The sequence below is a fragment of the Caldalkalibacillus thermarum genome (genome assembly GCF_014644735.1).
GTDB lineage: Bacteria > Bacillota > Bacilli > Caldalkalibacillales > Caldalkalibacillaceae > Caldalkalibacillus > Caldalkalibacillus thermarum.
In genome coordinates, this window is record NZ_BMKZ01000017.1 from 48,627 (window position 1) to 67,067 (window position 18,441).

Here is an 18,441-nt window from a genome sequence, read left to right on the forward strand (position 1 = left end):
GGAAGCATGTTCACAGTTGGTTTTGGAAGGGGAGCGACCACACAGCCCGGAGGGTCGTTTCAGCCACATGATCGGCAATGACGGCCCGTCCCATCCGTTCCAAGAGCACCAGCCTTAACCTGCCTGCTATCACTTTTTTGTCGGTGTACATTTTTTCCAGCACCTGTTCAAATGACCAGGGCAGGGTATGCCATTCCACGGGCAAACCGTAAGTAGAGAGCAGGCGGGTGACCCGCTCCGCCAACCCTTGCTGCCCATAAACCGCTTCGCTCACATGGGCAGCCACAGCCATGCCTATCGCCACCGCCTCACCGTGGGTGAAGTCCCGGTAATGTCCCAAAGCTTCAAAGGCATGGCCGAAGGTATGGCCAAAATTTAAGATGGCCCGAAGCCCGGTCTCTTTCTCATCCTGACTGACCACCTGGCTCTTAATGTGGCAGGCGCGGTATAATGCTTCTGACAAGAAAGGTTCCTGTAAGGCACGGCAAGGGTTGGCATTCTCTTCTAACCAATCCACAAAAGCTTCATCCCAAATAAAGCCGTGCTTCAATACTTCGGCGAAACCGCAGGCCACTTCCCGTTCGGGCAATGTTGACAAGGTGGCCGTATCATAAATAACAGCCAAAGGCTGATGAAACGAACCGATCATATTTTTGCCAAGGGAATGATTGATGGCCACCTTGCCCCCCACGCTGCTGTCATGGGCCAACAAGGTGGTGGGCAGTTGGACAAAAGGAATGCCCCGCATGTAGGTGCTGGCCACAAAGCCAGCCAAATCTCCTACCACGCCTCCACCTAAAGCCAGGATCACACTTTGGCGGTCCAGCTTGTGCTCCAAGGCATAGGTGATGATTTGCTCATAGTGGGACAGGGATTTAGCTTGTTCACCTGCGGGTACAGAATAGCTGAACACCCGGAATCCAGCCCTTTGCAAGCCTTTCAGCACTGGCTCAAGATACAAGGCACCCACGTGGTCGTCGGTGACTACCAACAAGGTTTGGCTGCTCGTGATACCTAATGTTTGCAAATAAGCAGGCAACTTGGACAACAATCCCTGTCCAATCCAAATGGGATATGAGCGTTCCCCCAGATCCACTGTCAGTGTTTTAACCGATTCCATTAAAATGTTCTCGCCTCCTCCAGGTAACGTTCATAATGGGCTTTCATCTCAAAGATGTGATCATGGCCAAATTTTTCACAAAAGGCCCTGGCCACTTCCCAGGCCACCACATTTTCCATCACCACACAAGCAGCCGGCACCGCACAACTGTCTGAACGCTCCACGCTGGCTTCAAAGGGCTGTTTGGTGTCAATATCCACGCTTTGCAACGGTTTGTACAAAGTGGGGATCGGTTTCATCACGCCGCGGATCACAATGGGCATCCCGTTCGTCATTCCCCCTTCAAGTCCGCCCAACCGGTTGGTTTTGCGGTAATAGCCCCGCTCTCGGGACCAGGCAATTTCGTCTTGAACCTGGCTGCCGAACCGTTTGCCCGCCTCAAAACCGATACCGATCTCCACTCCTTTAAAGGCTTGGATACTGAGTACCGCTTGTCCCAGCCGTCCGTCCAATTTCCGGTCCCAATGAACATGGCTGCCTAAACCAACAGGAACCCCATACACAATGACTTCAACAATGCCCCCGACACTGTCACCTTCTGCCTTAGCCTTGTCAATCACCTGCATCATTTTTAGAGCTGCTTCCTGATCAAGGCAGCGTACCGGAGAGTCTTCCGTGATCCGCTGGATCTCTTGGGGAGAAAGCTGGTCCAATTGGTCGAGAGAGGCCTCAACAGGCCCGATCTGCTTGACGTGGCCTACCACTTCCATACCAAAGTAGCGGAGCAGCTTTTTGGCCACCGCTCCGCAGGCCACCCGAATGGTGGTTTCCCTGGCACTTGACCGTTCAAGAATGTTGCGCATATCCCGGTGAGCATATTTAACCGCCCCGTTCAGGTCGGCATGACCCGGTCTGGGACGGGTGACCCTTTTACGGCCGACATGGGCTTCATCCAAGGGTTCCACACTCATAATATTGCGCCAATGTTGCCAGTCTTTATTTTCTACAACCAGGCAGATCGGAGCGCCGGTTGTTTTACCGTCACGAACCCCTGCCTTAATCTGCACCTGATCTTTTTCAATCTGCATGCGCCGCCCTCGCCCGTAGCCTTTTTGGCGCCGGGCCAGTTCCCGATCAATATCCTCCTTCAAGAGGGGAAGATGGGCGGGAACCCCCTCAATAATAGCCGTCAACTGGGGGCCGTGAGATTCCCCGGCGGTTAAATATCTCATGTGGATAACCTCCTTACCCCTTTACTCCATTTAAGCGATAAAATAATAAAGTTTATTATATCTAATCTTCTAAAAAAAAGATAGATTAACAAGCATATTTCATGTTTTATATCTTGCGGTAAAAAAACGTATCTTCTGTTTCAAACTGATACTTTTCAGGATGAAAAATTTGCTCCGTACTGCCTACAAACAGAACCCCGCCCTGATTCAAAGCCTTGCTGAACTTCTGATATAAAAGGTCCTTGGCTTCATCGGTGAAGTAAATCATCACATTGCGGCACATGATCAGATCAAAGCCTGTCCCAAAAGGATCAGTTAGAAGGTTTTGCCTTTTAAACAACACCCTGTTTTTTATTTCGTCACTAAGATAATAAAGTCCATTCAACTGTCTAAAATAGGTTTTTAGATAGGGGGCCGGCACTTCCTTGACTGCCCGCGCTGGATAAATGCCCTGCCTGGCTTTGGACAGCGCCACCTCATCAATATCTGTGGCCAAAACCTGAAACTTTTTTGCTGGCATCATTTGATCCAAAAGCATCACCAGCGTATAAGGTTCTTCTCCGGTGGAACAGGCGGCACTCCACATTTTCAGCGGCCGGCCTTTCTGGAGCAAACGGGGCAAAATTTTCTGCTCCAACACACGCCAGCGGTTGGGATTGCGAAAGAATTCGGAAACGTTGATGGTTAAACGGTCCAGACAATCGTTTACCAGCTGGGGATCCTTTTCCATCGCTTTAAAAAAACGGGTAAAAGAATCAAACCCTTTTTTGTCCCGCAAGGTAGTTAAACGCCTCTTCATTTGGGGTTCCTTGTACAGGCTTAGATCGACGCCCGTTTTTTGCTTAAATTGTTTGACAAACCACTCAAAGTCCTTGTCTCCCACGCCATATCCCCTCTCACCCGGAAAGTGACAGATTGAAAAAAAGCCCTGTACAAGGGCTTGGACATAAAGTTTAGCTTCTACACGCTTATTTCTTATATCCATTTATTGATATCACGGGTGTACTCCAAAAGCTCTTCCGGCTTGAAAAACAGGTTGATTTCACGCTCAGCGCTTTCTTTAGAGTCAGAACCGTGAATCACGTTCATACTCACCTGGACGCCATAGTCGCCCCGAATCGTGCCAGGTGCCGCATCAGCAGGGTTGGTTTTGCCCATCATATCACGGGCGATTTGAATCACATTTTCCCCTTGCCATACCATGGCAAACACAGGACCTGAGGTAATAAAATCGACCAATTCACCAAAGAATGGTTTCTCTTTGTGTTCACTGTAATGCTGTTCAGCCAATTCCCGGGAGATGTGCATCAGCTTGGCACCAACCAATTGAAATCCCTTTCTTTCAAAGCGTTGTACAATCTCACCAATCAGTCCCCGTTGAACTCCGTCGGGCTTAACCATTAGGAAAGTTTTTTCTACAGCCATGTGCGTCAACTCCTATCTGTAAGTGTTGTACAAGGATGACTCAACCGGCTAAATTGTACCAAATGATACCGCTTTAAGCAATGACGTTTCCGAAGTTAATAAGTACGCTGCTCGATAAAATCGGTGATTTGGATAAACGTTTTCTTGCTGTATACCGACTGCAAGTCCTCCAGAGACCTTCTGGCTTTTTCCAAATAACGCTGGGCAATGGTTTTGGCCACATGAATACCGCCGCTCTGCTTAATGAGATTAATGATTTTGGGCATATCTGGTGAACCCGACTTAAACTCATTGATAATCGCGTCACGAATGGCAGGGTTTCTGAATGAGGCCAGAACAGGAAGCGTAATGTTGCCCTGTCTTAAATCACTCCCCGCTGGTTTGCCCAGTTGCTTTTCGCTTCCGGTGAAATCAAGGATGTCATCTGTAATTTGAAAAGCCATGCCAACATAATATCCGTAACGGTATAAGGCCCTCACGACCGGCTCCGGCGCATTACAGACCAGTCCGCCCAATTGACAACTGATGGCCATTAACAGGGCTGTTTTTCGTTTGATACGCATAAAATATGTTTTCAAAGACTGATTCCATTGATACAGGGCCTGTATTTGCTCGATTTCACCCACACACATATCCACAATGGCTTTGGACAAAATTTGATGAACCCGGGGATCGGACAACCGGGTGATGCGGGATAAAGCTTGGGCAAGGATAAAATCCCCAGTGTACATTGCCACGCGGTTATCCCACTTGGCTTTCACGGTTGGCTTTCCCCGTCTTGTTTCAGCATCATCGATCACATCATCATGGACCAAAGTCGCCATATGAATCAACTCAAGGGCTACGGCCACATGTTTTAAACGTTCAATATCATACACTCCGCTTTTGCCGCCGAGCAAAACAAAGATCGGCCGGATACGTTTACCCCCTGCTTTTAACAGATGGGAAGCTGCTTCCTCGATAAGGGGATAATGGCTGTCAATGGACCGAAATAATTCCTGTTCAATGACATGTATATCGTCTTTTAGTTCCTGATAAATATCCATTAAATTCATAATGCTGAATCCACCTTGTCTCATTCTGCTTGTTTGTCTGGATCACGATCTAGGTTTATACCCGATGTGCAGTGCAGCGACACCGCCGGTCAAAAGATAGATCTCCACCCTTTCCAGGCCTGCCGTTTCAAACATTCGGCCAAGTTCTTGGCTGTCCGGAAAATGTTTCAATGATTCTGGCAGCCAGCTGTATTGCTCATAACGGTTGGCAAATACTTTCCCCAAAAATGGCAACAGCCGGTTAAAATACAGGTAATAAAGCTGTTTAAACCCGGGCCAAACCGGTTTAGATAATTCCAGCGAGGCTACCACACCACCGGGTTTGACCACCCTGGTCATTTCCGTCAAAACTTGATGAATATCAGGAACATTGCGCAAGGCAAACCCTATTGTTGCATAATCGAACGTATGATCTTCATAAGGCAGGGACATGGCGTTACCATGTACCAGTTTAAGGTGATCATATTGCTTATCTGATTTCTTTTGTTTTGCGATCTCTAGCATTTTTTGGCTGAAATCCAGGCCAACAACGCGGCCTTCCCGGCCTGTTTTTTCGGCCAAGGCAATTGCCCAGTCCCCCGTGCCACAACACACGTCAATGGCGCTCTGTCCAGGCTGTACATTTAACTTTTTCATGGCAAATTTGCGCCAGGCCTTGTGCCTCCGAAAACTGAGCAATGTATTCATCATATCATACTTGTCGGCAATGCTTTCAAAGACTTGGTGGACAAACTGCTCCTTTGATTGTTTGTTCATGCTTTAATGCTCCTCTTCCCATTATGGCTCGATAACCAAATATGCTTGTTCAATCTTGTCCAGCCAAAGTGTAAGTTCCCCTTCTAATGTACGGTCTCCCAAGCGATCAATAAGCTCCTTTAACCGTTCCACATTGGATTCAAAAGTCTCATCAGGGGGGAATCCCTCTTCCACATGTGTGGAGAGGCAGACAAATCTCTCTAAAATTGCGTACCAAAGGTCTGGGGCATCAAACCAGTTTAAGACACTCTCAGGAATCCGGCGCTTAATTTGCCGTTTTAAACATAACACATCTTCTTGAGAAAGGAGGTCGTGCTCCATGTACAGACGGGTCTTGTCCTCATTAATGGTTTTAACCACGCCTGCCCATTTGTGAATCAATTCCACTTCTCCATGCTCGGCCAAATAATGATAGTAATGGCCACTAAAATGATCACCTGACAATATGGTCAGCTGTCTCTGTTTAAGTGAGTCGTCGGAGCTCACCTTCTGATTATCAACATTGTCGTGGCTGTCCAAACCCAGTTGGATTAACATCTGGGAAATGCAATAGTGTCTGCGTAACGCGGAGGAAATCCCGGTCTGATGCAGAAAAAGAAACAAAAAATGCAGCTGAAACAGGTTAATGTCAGGATAGCGGACATAGCGCTGAACGTAAGGGTGATATGCCCGCTGCTCAACTTCTTTGAGCATGGATTCCAATTCATCGCGATAAACTGAATCTCGTAAAATCATCTTATAGCCTCCACTTGATATGACACGCTTCCATTATTCAGTATCAGTATAACATAAATTTTTATTTCCTCCAGCCAGTTCCGTAGACCAAATGGGCAAACTGGTTTAAAAATTCTTCTGTTGGCACAGTTTGTTCTTCAGTTTTAGCCAACTCTGTCATAAGCGCTTCAGTCCGCTCACAACTGACAGCCAGAATCAAATCGGGCTCTGGGCTATTCTGGTCGAGAAAGCGCAAAAAGACCTGATCCATATTGCTGGTTTGGGTAAAGGCTGAGACAATCAGTTGCCAGGCATCCATGTAAACCGCATCATATTTCCGTTTGTCCGGGACATCCTCAGGCCAGACAAGATCGATAAATAATTCGTTATTCTTTATTTTAACCCGTTTGTATTCATAATTTAAAGGGATTTGTTTTAAAAAAGGGACGATAAGCATGTGATCCAGCTCAACGGGTTTGATGGCCTGGAAGACCGGCTGTCCCAGCGCTCTTTGTCCTGGATAAAGCGAGTCGATAGGCAGCCAGGCGTTTAATGCTGTTCCCAACCCCACAGACAGAAGCAAAGCGATGATTAATCCTCTGGCCACTTTCAATGTTATCCCTCCCTCACTAATATTTATTCCACTGCCACTGGTTAAAGAAGAAAAAAGCCGTCTCAACTGATGAGACAGCCACTTTCCATCAGATCTCTGGGAGGGATGATTGGACTTGCTTATTCATCTACATCTGTATGCAGTGTGCCGAAGCGGGACATAATGACCGCTTTGCCACGAATCTTAACAGCTGAAGTATGTTCGGTAAATTGGGCTAACATCACTTCACCTTTATCCAATTTTTCGGAGTGGTGAAAACGGGTATCCTTTCCTCTGGTTAAGCCAATGACGTTCACTCCGTTTTCTTTAGCCTTGATGATGAAAAAATCATGCATATGGTTCATGATGACTCCCCCATTCTTTCACTGTTATCCCTTGATCACCATCATCCCTTAATCAGGCTGAAAACTTCAGCGCGGGCTGCGGCATCATGTTCGAAACACCCACGCACAGCCGATGTCACCGTTTTGGCTCCGGGCTTCTTTACTCCTCTCATTGTCATGCACATATGCTCCGCTTCCACAACAACCACCACGCCATGGGGATCTAACTTCTCTACCATTGTATCGGCCACCATAGCAGTAATCCTTTCTTGCAGCTGGGGTCTTCTGGCTACGGCCTCGACAGCACGGGCCAATTTACTCAGCCCTGTCACTCTCCCTCCCTTTGGGATGTAGGCAACATGCGCCTTGCCAAAGAAAGGAACGAGATGATGTTCACACATCGAAAAAAAAGGAATGTCTTTAACTAACACCAATTCCTCATGATCTTCCCCGAAAATCACATCAAAATAGTGTCCGGGATCAGTGCGCATACCAGAAAACACTTCTTCGTACATACGGGCCACCCGCTTTGGTGTATCGACCAATCCCTCCCGGTCAGGATTCTCTCCTATTGCTTCTAAAATCATGCGCACCGCTTGTTCGATTTTCGCTTTATCCACTTCCTGCGGTTGGGCGGGAGAATCTATGTGAGCAAAGGTTTCTGTATCAGATTTTGCATCAGCTTTTGACATCGAAAGTGTCCTCCTTGATTCAACTCATTACAGAAAATATAGCATAATTATGTCCCATTAGCAAAACAAGAGTTGTGCATGGCACACAACTCTTGTTCTTGAACATGATGATAACTATGTAAAAACCTGCTTGTAAGTTCCTACTTGATACCTTCCTTTAATCCCTTACCGGGCTTAAAAGCAGGCACTTTGCTGGCAGCAATTTCAATTTCTTCACCTGTTTGAGGGTTGCGTCCTTTACGGGCGGCTCTTTGACGCACTTCGAAGTTTCCGAAACCAATAATTTGGACTTTTTCCCCTTTTTGCAACGCTTCAGTAATGGCGTCAAAAACGGCATCGACCGCTTTGGCCGCATCTTTTTTGGTCAGTTCAGCCAATTCAGCCACTCTGGCCACCAATTCCGTTTTATTCATTCCTGTCACCCCCTTTCACGAAGCTTGTCTTATTCTCCTTCATTACCGCATTTTATTGTTTTTATACGTGTTTGCACCTGATTTAAGAGCATTTATCTGGCTTTATGGTAATACAGGCCAAACAAAATTGCAAGAACGGTTTGGTTATTTTCTTTTGCCCAGCAAAAAAAGCCTCCACTAAAGGAAGCTCTTTGCAGATAGAATTATAGAATAATGGCAATTAATCCGCCAGATCCCTCGTTTATAATTCTTTCCAGTGTCTCTTTCAGTTTATAGCGGGCATTTTCTGGCATGCTGGCCAGCTTGGCGGAGATGCCTTCTCTGACAATAGAATGTAACGAACGACCAAATACATCAGACTGCCAAATGGCAAGCGGGTTATCTTCAAAGTCTTGCATCAAATAGCGGATTAACTCTTCACTCTGTTTTTCCGTGCCAATAATTGGTGCAAATTCTGACTCCACGTCCACCTTGATCATATGGATGGAGGGTGCTGTTGCTTTGAGACGGACCCCAAACCTTGAGCCTTGGCGGATGATTTCCGGCTCATCCAAAGTCATGTCTTCTAACTGCGGAGGGGCTATGCCGTAACCTGTCTGTTTCACCATTTTTAGTGCTTCAGCAATGTTGTCATATTCCCGCTTGGCTATGGCAAAATCCTGCATAAGTTCAAGGAGATGATCTTTGCCTCTGATCTCTACCCCAACAATCTCTTTTAGCACTTCATCATACAGTGAATCTGGGGCATTCAGGTCAATATCGGCCACTCCGGTGCCCATATCCATACCGGCCAGGGAAGCCTCGTCAATGAAATCAAATTCATTAAAATAGCCAATCACCCGGTCCACATCTCTCAAGCGGCGAATGTCTTTAACCGTATCTCTGACTGCTTCTTCATAATTCCTCCGCAACCAGTGGTCCTCTTTCAGGACCATCACCCAGCTCGGCAGATTAACATTCACTTCATGAACAGGGAATTCAAAGAGGACTTCGCGCATGACATTGGTAAAGTCACGCTCATCCATCTGCTCCACACTGGCGACCATGCACGGAATATCATATTTTTCAGCTAATTCATTACGCAGCGCTTCCGTTTCCGGACGATATGGCTGTGTGGAGTTGATCAGCAGAATGAATGGTTTGCCCACCTCTTTTAACTCATTAACTACACGCTCTTCGGCTTCTACATAATTTTCTCTGGGAATGTCGGCGATGGTTCCATCTGTGGTCACCACAACTCCTAACGTGGAGTGGTCTTGAATCACTTTGCGTGTCCCGATCTCAGCTGCTTCCTGAAATGGAATCGGTTCTTCATACCAGGGAGTATTCACCATGCGCGGTCCGTTTTCATCTTCATATCCCTTTGCCCCAGGTACCACATAGCCAACACAGTCAATCAAACGGACGTTAATCTTTAAACCTTCGTTAACTTGTATCTCCACTGCCTGGTTGGGAACAAATTTGGGCTCAGTGGTCATGATGGTCCGGCCAGCCGCACTTTGTGGCATTTCATCTTGGGTCCGGACCCGGTCCGATTCAGAGGCTATATTAGGAATGACGATCTGTTCCATAAACCGCTTGATAAAGGTTGACTTTCCTGTGCGAACGGCCCCTACGACTCCGATATAAATATCGCCCCCGGTTCGTTCCGCGATGTCCTTAAAAATGTCCACCTTTTCCACACGATCCCCTCCTGTTTGTTTCTAAAACCCTCTCTCATTCGCTACCTTGTACCTTGATTAGGACAGTATAAATATATGAGCGCCAACATTATTTATGACTAGATTTCGTTCCTTTTGCGACCCTAGTCAAGACAAGGCCTCTTTAAAATAAACATATGAACCCGGTATAAATTTATGCCGGTATTTTCGGTTATACATAAAAAAACTGTTGATCTTATGATCAACAGTCAGATTTGGGATTTATCGGTACCTTTGCCAGCTTTCAATAAACACCGGCTCTCCATCCCTTATCGTATAAGGAAACGAGTGTGCAGGCACAAAAGGAGAAATATCCGTCAGCACAAAGCGGATATCCTCCCCTTCTTCCAGCTGGTCTACATCCTCCCTGTTTTGTAAAGCCTGGTATAAATCAATGCGGTAGTCTATCCCAACCTGCCCCCTCTGATCAACAATAAGTGGCAAGAATTGTTGGGAATACGGGCTTTCCACTGTAGGAGGGCTTTTCAAGCCCAGCTGTTTATAGTCAAGGGTAAAATAGCCGCCTTCCAGCATTTGATCAACCGGCAAATAGGGATTGCGGCTCAAATAGTGATTTACCCGTCTCTGCAATTCAGCAACCTTCTGGGTTAACCTGAGATCGATCAGCTTCACTTCCGGATCTGTCTCCACATTGATCAGGACATAACGGTAATGGCCTCCCCCTTCAAATGAATTGGCGGGAGGTTCGCTCATATAACGGGGAATCAATTTGCTAAAGTCGATGACATATTTGTGGTAAATTGGAGTATCCGCTTCAGTGTTATAAATGGGAAGCACCCCAGTGTCTGCCCGGAACTGGTCTACACTTTGTTGCACAGCCTCTATTTGTACCGGATGGGGAGGTGCATTTTTTAGTTTGTGTTCATAGGGATACATGCAACCGCTGAGCAGTAAGACAAACAGCAGGAGAAGCATGTGTTTGGCCTTCATCACAATCCCTCCCTGGCACATGCGTCAAATGGAGAAAATGACAACCACAATCATTAACAAGGATAAGCCCAGTAACAGATAAGCGAATACGGACAGCAGGAATTTAAAAAAGCCTTTTAACTTTTTGCGCGCGGTCAAGATAGAAATATTGGCGATAAACATGGTAATCATGGCCAAGAGGGCAATCAGCATTTTTGTTAACGGATCCATCTTGTCAGGCTCACTCCTTTATCCCACCACGTCATTATACCATACACAGGGGATGAACAGAACAAGTTGAATAGACATATGCTGCTATATACGTATGCTATATGCATGCTTATCCAGCCGATCCCAGTCAAGGAGATGAGTGTCTTGTCCAATCAGCGTCATTTTCAGCGTAACCAAACACCCGCCTCCCAGCAGTGGGCCCCTTCTCAAACGAGATCATTCCCTGATTTTTCCAACCAAATGCATCAAACCCTGGTTGAGTTAGAGCAGGCCATGAAAAATGTACACGATGCTGTTCAGCTCCTGCATCAGAGCGGCATCCTGCCGCTATCTTCTCCCGGATCAAGCCAAAACCTGCTGGCCCAGCTGGCACAAGGGCTGAAACAAATTGATGTGCAACAAATCACGTCCTTGCTCCAATCTCCGTTTATCCAGCGCATATTAACCGATCCGGACTTTTATCAGCTCTTTGTCCCTGACACAGGAAAAACACCTGGGACCCAGCCTAAATTCTATCCGCAATCAGACGATGAAAAGCAAAACTAAAACCCCCGGCCAGCTATGATGGATCTTTCTGGGTTCCCCAATCAGGGGCCAAAGCCGGCAGGGGGCGTTCTGTTTATGGGGTTTCTTCAGGTGGATATGGAGCAGGTGTTGGCTTCACCCCAAAACGGGAATAAGTGTCATCGATATAATCGCGAATCTCAGTTAAGGAGTAACCTTGTTCAATTCCTTGTTGCACATCCAGTGCAATCTCAATGCAAATCCCTCATCCAGCACCATGACTGTCATAAACAATGATTTCCTCTGTACTTTTTTCTTCATCTATAAAACAGTTCAAATTGCTCTGGTGGTTATAAGGTTCCACGTCACATCCGCAATAACAGGGGATATACTTCAAAACATCTCTTGCTTCAGTAGCAAAAGCGTAGGCATGGGGAGCGTTGGGATACTGCCCGAAGACAAACTCGGGAAACTCATAAGTCTTGCCATCCAATTCAAAGGTGTGTGTGTCCGGCTTGTCTTGACAGCCGGTGAAGAGCATTAAGCTGACAAAAACTATCATGATCATACCTGCTTTGTAAAGTTTGGCAGCCATATCTATACCTCTTTCAGTCATATTTCCAGCTGTAGGTGCTGTTCACAAGGTCATTGTATTAGACTTATAAGGACATTGTATTAGAATGGAAAAGAAACGGCAAGCGTGTTCAAAAAATCGTAAGAAAATAAGGCTGCCCCGAGGGGTGGCAGCACCCTCTGGGGACAGCCCTTCACAAAGATCTCGCCTGTTAACACATTTTCCTTGTTACAGTTTACAGCCCACATTTCAACTGGGCACCGCAGTGATTGCACGTGTTGCAGCCGCCAATCTCTTCTACCGTTCCTTCGCGGCAAATGGGACATATCTCACCAATTTCAGCTCCATAGGTCACCTTGGTGGCTTTGACATCGGGAATGGTTTCGACCACATATTGCTTTTTGCTTTCTGCTTTTTCCCATTCTTCCAGAAGGGATTGATTGTCTTCAAAGGTCTGGTCTTCAGGCGTTAAGCTGAGCACTTGCGCGTCACGGGATCCGTCCACATAGACAGTTCCCCCTTTGGCTCCCCCTTTATGCAACCGCTCGTAAATGGTTTGCACCTGTTGAACCGTGTATCCTTTTGGCGCATTGACTGTTTTGCTTAAGGAACTGTCCACCCAGCGTTGAATGACACACTGTACATCCGCATGCTGTTCTGGTGTCAAGTCCATGGCTGAGACAAACCATTCAGGCAGGTTATCAGGGTCAGCCTCAGGATGCTCGTTGAGATATTCTTGGACGATGTCAGCCTTCACTTCAATAAATTTGCCCAGCCGTCCCGAACGGTAATAAGTGAAGGAGTAGTAAGGCTCCAAACCTGTACTTACCCCGACCATCGTTCCTGTTGAACCTGTGGGGGCAACCGTTAGCAAATGGGAATTGCGGATCCCGTATTTGAGGATATCCTGGCGGATATGTTCGGGCATCCGTTTCATGTAGCCGGTGTTAATGAAGGCTTCCCTCAGCTTCCGGGTTTCTTCTTCAGTTTTACCGACCAAATAGGGGAAACTTCCCTTCTCTTTGGCCAGTTCAATGGATGTTTCATAAGCCGTGACGGCAATTGTTTCAAAAATTTTATCAACGATGCGGTTCCCTTCTTCAGACCCGTACACTTTTTCCATGTAAATCAAGGCGTCATGAAGCCCCATCACTCCCATGCCGATGCGCCGCTCTCCTTTAGCTTGCTTCGTGTTCTCCTCCAGGAAATAGGGAGTGGCGTCAATCACATTATCTTGCATGCGCACACCAATGCGGACCGTTTTCTTCAATTTTTCGTAATTAAATTGTTTGGTCTTTTTGTCCACCATTTGGGCCAAATTAATGGCAGCCAGGTTGCATACACTGTACGGTGCAAGGGGCTGTTCCCCACAGGGATTAGTAGCCACCACTTTCTGGCCATAGGCCTTGGCGTTGGTCATCTCATTGGCATTATCGATAAAAAAGATACCCGGCTCGCCCGAATAGGTGGCGCAGATGTTGATCAGCTTCCACAGTTCTCTTGCTTTAATCCGCTGATAGACACGGGTTTTGTAGCCCCGGGCTTCCCATTCTCTGACATCCCCCATTTTGTGCCATTCCCGATTGTAAATCTCCATCTCTTCGTCAGTCATGTTTTCAATGTCCGGAAAGCGCAACTCATACTCTTCATCCTTCTCCACGGCCTCCATAAACTCTTTGGTCAGGCAAACGGAGATGTTAGCCCCGGTGAGGAAGTCGGGTTGATGCACTTCATAAACACCGCCGTCAGCAAGTTTTTGTTCCACTTCTTCAATAATTTCCCGACTGAACGGAGATTCCTCCGCTTCCCTGTGAATAGCCAGGATCTTTTCATACATTTCCACTTCTGTCGGTTTAAGTGGGGTAAATTTCAATTTTTCTTTGGCTGCTTTTTTGATGCGCGGATCCTCAGCCTTTTCTATGATAAAGCGCAACACCCGCGGGTTTTGCATTTTGGAGACAATAAATTCAATAATATCAGGATGCCAGTCAGCCAGCATAATCATTTGGGCTCCCCGCCGGCTTCCCCCCTGCTCGACCAGATGGGTGAGCTTGGCAATATCATCCAGCCAGGACACAGAGCCGCTCGATTTACCGTTCACTCCTTTACATAAAGCACCCCTTGGCCGCAAGGTGGAGCCGTTGGTACCCACTCCACCGCCACGGCTCATAATTTCCATCACTTTTTTGCGATGGTCGGCAATGCCTCCGCGGGAATCATGGGGAAAAGGCATCACATAACAATTAAACAAGGTGACGTCAATATTTGCTCCGGCTCCATAGAGGACCCGTCCAGCCGGAACAAAATTCATATTGACCAGTTCCTCATAAAATTCACGATAACACTTCTCTCTCTTGGCCGGGTCTGTTTCAACAGCAGAAAGTCCTGTCGCCACACGTTTGGCGATCTGCTCATAATAAATTTCCAGCGGTTTTTCCACCAGATCAAGGGAGACCTCTATAATGCCGGTTTCCATGGCTTGCGGATCTTCCAGCACACCGCGGAACGATTCATCCACGCATACTTTAGCTGTCCCTTTCTCCCGGTCAAAATCCAGGACAAACCCGTACCCCCGGGCTGGAAACTTGGGATCCTCTTTGACCGTTAAAACAACAAAATCGCCTTTTTTCAGGGTGCGTTTTTCAATATCTTTAAAGGCATACCGGTCGAGCATCACAAGTCTGGATACCCCTTTTAAGGCACGGTGCATATCGGGGGTAACCGGATGAACCTGGGGAAACTGTTTGATATCCTCGTTCAACCGGTCAATATTGATCTGCATCTTTTCCCCTTGTGCCGTTGTGACTAGCGTGGTACTCATGAACAAGCCTCCTTTAATGTAAACAGATCGGAATAAATCAGTTGACTTTGGCATATCATTAGTAAATTATGTATAAATTCGTGTTGTATCATTACATTACCATAGTTTGACCCAAAACACAATATATTGTGTACTCTTTTTTTATTCAATACTATATATTGATGTGTGGATCATAAATTGTCTGTTTCGTCCACTCCTGAAATGATTCATTTTGGCTTCTTTAAGTCCCCTTTAGTCTGCCAATCTCCATTATGCTTCAATTTTCACATGATTTTATGCCTTGCATTTTTAAACTTTTTTATCCTGTGAGTGAATTGAGCGAATGACGGTTTTCAATTTTTAAGCGATTGTGTAAAATAGACCATAACGGATAGGAGGGGTAAAAGTGAAACAAACGGACATTATTTTACTAAACGAATCATATGTCCCCCGCCAAGAAGCTAAAATTGATATTGAAGACAGGGGATATCAGTTTGGCGACGGCATCTATGAAGTGATCCGTGTTTACGGAGGACGAGTGTTTCTGCTTAGTGAACATCTTCAACGGTTGAAGCGGAGTGCCGATGAAATTCAACTTGCACTCCCCTTGTCACTGGATGAACTAAAACAGCGTCTGCTTGAGCTGACCGACCGCACCAAACTGGATGAAGGGATCATCTACGTGCAACTGACCAGGGGGGTGGCCCCGCGCTATCACGGTTTCCCTGACCCAGCGGTCAAAGCGCAGCTTGTGGCCTACACCAAACCGATGGATCGTCCACTCACCCAGCAGCAGCAAGGCGTAAAAGCTGTCCTTGTGAATGACATCCGCTGGTTGCGGTGTGACATTAAAACAGTTAATTTGCTGCCAAATGTGCTGGCTAAACAAAAAGCCACGGAGAACGGGGCATTTGAAGCAATCCAACACCGGAACGGAACAGTGACAGAGGGTAGCTCCTCCAATGTATTTATGGTTAAAAAGGGGGTATTACATACCCACCCGCCAAACAACCTGATCTTAAACGGCATTACCCGCCAATATGTCATCCAGTTGTGCTCAGAACTAAATCTTAGGGTACACGAACAAACGTTCTCTGTCAATGATTTGTTACAAGCGGATGAGGTATTTATTACCAGTACCACAAGTGAGATTATCCCGGTGATCCAGATTGACAAGGACACCATCGGAGAGGGGAGGCCGGGACCCATCACCCAACAGCTTCAACAGGCTTTTGACCAAAGAATAGCCGAGTTAAAAACAAAAATAGTAAGGTAGGCTGATCAGCCTACCTTACTGTTTTTGGTACGCCCGGCATGGGTGCGTGACTATAGGGTGAAAGTCCCGAACAGGGGCTCATCAAGCGCCTACCGTTAGCTGAAAGCAAGGGTGTCCGCCGTGAGGCGGAATCTGGTGTTGCCGGAGGCAAACACTCGACCTGAGGTACACGAACCCAATTTGAGGCTGTCACAATCGGATGAGTCTGCCAAACAAGACGAAGTCCAAAGCCGCCAAGGGTTGTGGCAGTATATTGGGCAGGTACATGAGTGGAAAGTCCGTGCTCTTATCCGGGGAGGCCTGTACGGCACGCCATCTGAAGATGGTAACCAAAACCGAAAGGTTTTGCTGAACGTACAGGGGTCAGCAAGACAAAAATACCTGAGTAAGGGACGCCTGAAAAGGGAAGGACCGAACGTCAATTCAGGGATGAATCAGACTCTTTCGAGACGCAATGCGCTGAAGCAGAATTCCTGACGGAACTCTTCCAAGGAAAGATGGGTGAAGCCCGGAGGGCCTTGGAATGAGGGTTGAGCATTGCCCGGCAAGACCTGACACCTCATCCCGCGAAAGGAGNTTGAGCATTGCCCGGCAAGACCTGACACCTCATCCCGCGAAAGGAGAAATATCTCGATGGCTTTGTTGGAGAACATCTTATCATGGTCAAATCTAACCAAAGCACTCAAACGTGTGGAGGCTAACAAAGGCGCTCCCGGCATCGACGAGGTTTCAACTGAACACCTCCGAGATTATCTCCGGGAGCACTGGCCAGGCATTAAACAAAAGCTGCTGGAGGGGACCTACCAGCCAGCACCTGTCCGAAGGGTCGAAATCCAGAAACCCAACGGAGGCATCCGGTTATTAGGCATTCCCATCGTGATGGACCGGTTGATCCAACAGGCCATTCACCAAGTACTTACCCCTATTTTTGACCCCCACTTCTCAAGACACAGCTATGGGTTTCGTCCTGGGCGTCGGGCTCACGAGGCGGTAAGACAAGCTCAAAGCTACATCCAAGCAGGCTACCGATATGTGGTAGACATGGACCTGGAGAAATTCTTTGACCGGGTGAATCATGACATTTTGATGAGCCGGGTGGCCCGACGAGTCAAAGACAAACGGGTGCTCAAACTGATCCGGGCCCACAGACCGCCGGGTTCATGTTGGACGGTTTCCACGTTCGTACAGAGGAAGGAACGCCACAAGGAGGAGCGATTCTGGGAGTATGCCCCGATTACTTTATCGCTTTAAATTAGGAAAGCAAACTTCTTCTAAGTGTAAGATGTCTTCTTTTTGTCCTTAGGTTCATTACCTAATTTTGCAAAAGGCTCATTTAAAAGACTTTTACACAAAATACTTTACGTCATCCTCATAGCATACGGGAAAGTAGACAATCAAGGGTGAGGAGTTAAGAACATAGGGAAAGGGGGAATGAATTATGAAGCATGATTTTATTATAGCTGGGGGTGGTATCGCCGGGTTGACAGCTGCCATTGCCTTACAAAAGGAAGGATATGATGTTAAAGTTTTTGAACGTGCCCAGGAGCTGAAAGAAGTTGGAGCGGGACTAGGGTTGGGCGCGAATGCTTGGAAAGGATTAACCTATCTGGGGGTAACCGATGAACTTCGTCAGAAATGTCATGTTATCAAGCGTACCCAATTCCTTGATCCAAACGGTCAATTGCTGAGTAAACTGAATATGGAACGGCTTAACAAAAAGTATGGTGTCGCTTATTTTACAGTTCATCGAGCCCAATTACAACAATCCCTTCTCCAGCACATTGTACCGGGTACCCTTGAACTGGGAGCAAAAGTGGTACATGTTAAACAAAATGAAACTGGCGTTAAAGTATCCTTAGAAAATGGTGGCACGGTAGAGGGAAAGGCATTGATTGCAGCCGACGGTATCCATTCCATTGTACGGAAAATCTATCTTCCCAATATGGCGCCGCGCTATGCCGGTTACACCTGTTGGCGTGCTGTGGTCAAGGTGTCTGAAGATAAGTATAGAGCAGGTGTATTTGATAATTTAAAATTGAGCCACTTTTGAAGGGTTCGATCACATAAAAAATGAGCCACCTGATTTCCAATTTTCATTACCTCCCTTATGATTGAAAGTGCTTAAACTTTTCATCAGAGGGAG

At 46.8% G+C, this 18,441-nt stretch carries 20 protein-coding genes and 1 pseudogene; 5 read left to right on the plus strand and 16 right to left on the minus strand.

The window, feature by feature from the left end:
* Nucleotides 1-10 precede the first annotated feature (10 nt).
* The 14 genes from aroB to IEW48_RS08625 form a co-directional block, all read right to left on the minus strand.
* Nucleotides 11-1,120: a 3-dehydroquinate synthase gene (gene aroB / locus IEW48_RS08560; RefSeq protein WP_188623446.1), complete on the minus strand. Its 1,110-nt coding sequence runs from the start codon at nucleotides 1,118-1,120 to the stop codon at nucleotides 11-13.
* Nucleotides 1,120-2,292 (minus strand): chorismate synthase, encoded by a 1,173-nt coding sequence (aroC, locus tag IEW48_RS08565; RefSeq protein WP_188623447.1) that lies wholly within the window; start codon nucleotides 2,290-2,292, stop codon nucleotides 1,120-1,122. Before aroC ends, aroB begins: the two co-directional genes overlap by 1 nt.
* Nucleotides 2,293-2,398: 106 nt before the next feature.
* Nucleotides 2,399-3,175, minus strand: coding sequence for a CheR family methyltransferase (locus tag IEW48_RS08570; protein WP_188623448.1), 777 nt, complete (start codon nucleotides 3,173-3,175; stop codon nucleotides 2,399-2,401).
* A gap of 92 nt (nucleotides 3,176-3,267) precedes the next feature.
* Nucleotides 3,268-3,717 (minus strand): nucleoside-diphosphate kinase, encoded by a 450-nt coding sequence (gene ndk, locus IEW48_RS08575; protein WP_007504657.1) that lies wholly within the window; start codon nucleotides 3,715-3,717, stop codon nucleotides 3,268-3,270.
* A 95-nt stretch (nucleotides 3,718-3,812) separates the two neighbouring features.
* Nucleotides 3,813-4,772 (minus strand): heptaprenyl diphosphate synthase component II, encoded by a 960-nt coding sequence (gene hepT, locus IEW48_RS08580; protein ID WP_188623449.1) that lies wholly within the window; start codon nucleotides 4,770-4,772, stop codon nucleotides 3,813-3,815.
* Between the two features lie 42 nt (nucleotides 4,773-4,814).
* Nucleotides 4,815-5,528 carry a demethylmenaquinone methyltransferase gene (locus tag IEW48_RS08585; RefSeq protein ID WP_188623450.1) on the minus strand — a complete coding sequence of 238 codons (714 nt, stop codon included), beginning with the start codon at nucleotides 5,526-5,528 and terminating at the stop codon, nucleotides 4,815-4,817.
* Between the two features lie 21 nt (nucleotides 5,529-5,549).
* Entirely contained in the window at nucleotides 5,550-6,263 is a 714-nt protein-coding gene (locus IEW48_RS08590; protein ID WP_188623451.1) for a heptaprenyl diphosphate synthase component 1, read from the minus strand.
* Between the two features lie 61 nt (nucleotides 6,264-6,324).
* On the minus strand, nucleotides 6,325-6,855 hold the full coding sequence (locus IEW48_RS08595; RefSeq protein ID WP_188623452.1) for a hypothetical protein: 531 nt from the start codon (nucleotides 6,853-6,855) through the stop codon (nucleotides 6,325-6,327).
* Between the two features lie 119 nt (nucleotides 6,856-6,974).
* The gene (gene mtrB / locus IEW48_RS08600; RefSeq protein WP_007504650.1) at nucleotides 6,975-7,199 is read right to left on the minus strand and encodes a trp RNA-binding attenuation protein MtrB; all 225 of its coding nucleotides are present in this window, start codon (nucleotides 7,197-7,199) and stop codon (nucleotides 6,975-6,977) included.
* Nucleotides 7,200-7,240: 41 nt separating this feature from the next.
* A complete protein-coding gene (folE, locus tag IEW48_RS08605) occupies nucleotides 7,241-7,870 on the minus strand; it encodes a GTP cyclohydrolase I FolE (protein ID WP_268236558.1) in 630 nt (209 codons plus the stop codon).
* A gap of 140 nt (nucleotides 7,871-8,010) precedes the next feature.
* The gene (hbs, locus tag IEW48_RS08610) at nucleotides 8,011-8,283 is read right to left on the minus strand and encodes a non-specific DNA-binding protein Hbs (protein ID WP_007504647.1); all 273 of its coding nucleotides are present in this window, start codon (nucleotides 8,281-8,283) and stop codon (nucleotides 8,011-8,013) included.
* A gap of 203 nt (nucleotides 8,284-8,486) precedes the next feature.
* Nucleotides 8,487-9,965, minus strand: coding sequence for a stage IV sporulation protein A (spoIVA, locus tag IEW48_RS08615; RefSeq protein WP_188623453.1), 1,479 nt, complete (start codon nucleotides 9,963-9,965; stop codon nucleotides 8,487-8,489).
* Between the two features lie 240 nt (nucleotides 9,966-10,205).
* Nucleotides 10,206-10,934 carry a YphF family lipoprotein gene (locus IEW48_RS08620; protein WP_188623454.1) on the minus strand — a complete coding sequence of 243 codons (729 nt, stop codon included), beginning with the start codon at nucleotides 10,932-10,934 and terminating at the stop codon, nucleotides 10,206-10,208.
* 24 nt (nucleotides 10,935-10,958) lie between these two features.
* Nucleotides 10,959-11,144 carry a DUF2768 family protein gene (locus IEW48_RS08625; protein ID WP_007504642.1) on the minus strand — a complete coding sequence of 62 codons (186 nt, stop codon included), beginning with the start codon at nucleotides 11,142-11,144 and terminating at the stop codon, nucleotides 10,959-10,961.
* Between the two features lie 144 nt (nucleotides 11,145-11,288).
* On the opposite strand from IEW48_RS08625, the gene IEW48_RS08630 reads away from it, so the two are divergent.
* The gene (locus tag IEW48_RS08630) at nucleotides 11,289-11,690 is read left to right on the plus strand and encodes a hypothetical protein (protein WP_188623455.1); all 402 of its coding nucleotides are present in this window, start codon (nucleotides 11,289-11,291) and stop codon (nucleotides 11,688-11,690) included.
* A gap of 73 nt (nucleotides 11,691-11,763) precedes the next feature.
* Here the strand turns inward: IEW48_RS08630 and IEW48_RS17045 are convergent, their stop codons facing one another.
* Nucleotides 11,764-12,264, minus strand: coding sequence for a PCYCGC motif-containing (lipo)protein (locus tag IEW48_RS17045; protein ID WP_308747469.1), 501 nt, complete (start codon nucleotides 12,262-12,264; stop codon nucleotides 11,764-11,766).
* A gap of 193 nt (nucleotides 12,265-12,457) precedes the next feature.
* Nucleotides 12,458-15,043 carry a vitamin B12-dependent ribonucleotide reductase gene (locus IEW48_RS08645; protein ID WP_188623457.1) on the minus strand — a complete coding sequence of 862 codons (2,586 nt, stop codon included), beginning with the start codon at nucleotides 15,041-15,043 and terminating at the stop codon, nucleotides 12,458-12,460.
* 385 nt (nucleotides 15,044-15,428) lie between these two features.
* On the opposite strand from IEW48_RS08645, the gene dat reads away from it, so the two are divergent.
* From dat to IEW48_RS08665, 4 genes and pseudogenes are all read left to right on the plus strand, one after another.
* On the plus strand, nucleotides 15,429-16,298 hold the full coding sequence (gene dat / locus IEW48_RS08650; protein WP_188623458.1) for a D-amino-acid transaminase: 870 nt from the start codon (nucleotides 15,429-15,431) through the stop codon (nucleotides 16,296-16,298).
* 120 nt (nucleotides 16,299-16,418) lie between these two features.
* A complete protein-coding gene (locus IEW48_RS08655) occupies nucleotides 16,419-16,775 on the plus strand; it encodes a hypothetical protein (protein WP_188623459.1) in 357 nt (118 codons plus the stop codon).
* 156 nt (nucleotides 16,776-16,931) lie between these two features.
* Nucleotides 16,932-17,515: pseudogene (locus tag IEW48_RS08660) on the plus strand (reverse transcriptase domain-containing protein); the annotation flags it as partial.
* A gap of 221 nt (nucleotides 17,516-17,736) precedes the next feature.
* Nucleotides 17,737-18,348, plus strand: a complete 612-nt coding sequence (locus tag IEW48_RS08665; protein ID WP_188623460.1) for an FAD-dependent monooxygenase — start codon at nucleotides 17,737-17,739, stop codon at nucleotides 18,346-18,348.
* Nucleotides 18,349-18,441 lie beyond the last annotated feature (93 nt).

What these genes read in the sequence shown, in the direction of transcription:
- folE (WP_268236558.1), bottom strand. Translation starts at nt 7,870, where the DNA reads ATGTCAAAAGCTGATGCAAAATCTGATACAGAAACCTTTGCTCACATA.
- ndk (WP_007504657.1), bottom strand. Translation starts at nt 3,717, where the DNA reads ATGGCTGTAGAAAAAACTTTCCTAATGGTTAAGCCCGACGGAGTTCAA.
- hepT (WP_188623449.1), bottom strand. Translation starts at nt 4,772, where the DNA reads ATGAATTTAATGGATATTTATCAGGAACTAAAAGACGATATACATGTC.
- IEW48_RS08665 (WP_188623460.1), top strand. Translation starts at nt 17,737, where the DNA reads ATGAAGCATGATTTTATTATAGCTGGGGGTGGTATCGCCGGGTTGACA.
- aroB (WP_188623446.1), bottom strand. Translation starts at nt 1,120, where the DNA reads ATGGAATCGGTTAAAACACTGACAGTGGATCTGGGGGAACGCTCATAT.
- IEW48_RS08585 (WP_188623450.1), bottom strand. Translation starts at nt 5,528, where the DNA reads ATGAACAAACAATCAAAGGAGCAGTTTGTCCACCAAGTCTTTGAAAGC.
- IEW48_RS08645 (WP_188623457.1), bottom strand. Translation starts at nt 15,043, where the DNA reads ATGAGTACCACGCTAGTCACAACGGCACAAGGGGAAAAGATGCAGATC.
- IEW48_RS08590 (WP_188623451.1), bottom strand. Translation starts at nt 6,263, where the DNA reads ATGATTTTACGAGATTCAGTTTATCGCGATGAATTGGAATCCATGCTC.
- aroC (WP_188623447.1), bottom strand. Translation starts at nt 2,292, where the DNA reads ATGAGATATTTAACCGCCGGGGAATCTCACGGCCCCCAGTTGACGGCT.
- mtrB (WP_007504650.1), bottom strand. Translation starts at nt 7,199, where the DNA reads ATGAACCATATGCATGATTTTTTCATCATCAAGGCTAAAGAAAACGGA.
- hbs (WP_007504647.1), bottom strand. Translation starts at nt 8,283, where the DNA reads ATGAATAAAACGGAATTGGTGGCCAGAGTGGCTGAATTGGCTGAACTG.
- IEW48_RS08620 (WP_188623454.1), bottom strand. Translation starts at nt 10,934, where the DNA reads ATGAAGGCCAAACACATGCTTCTCCTGCTGTTTGTCTTACTGCTCAGC.
- IEW48_RS08625 (WP_007504642.1), bottom strand. Translation starts at nt 11,144, where the DNA reads ATGGATCCGTTAACAAAAATGCTGATTGCCCTCTTGGCCATGATTACC.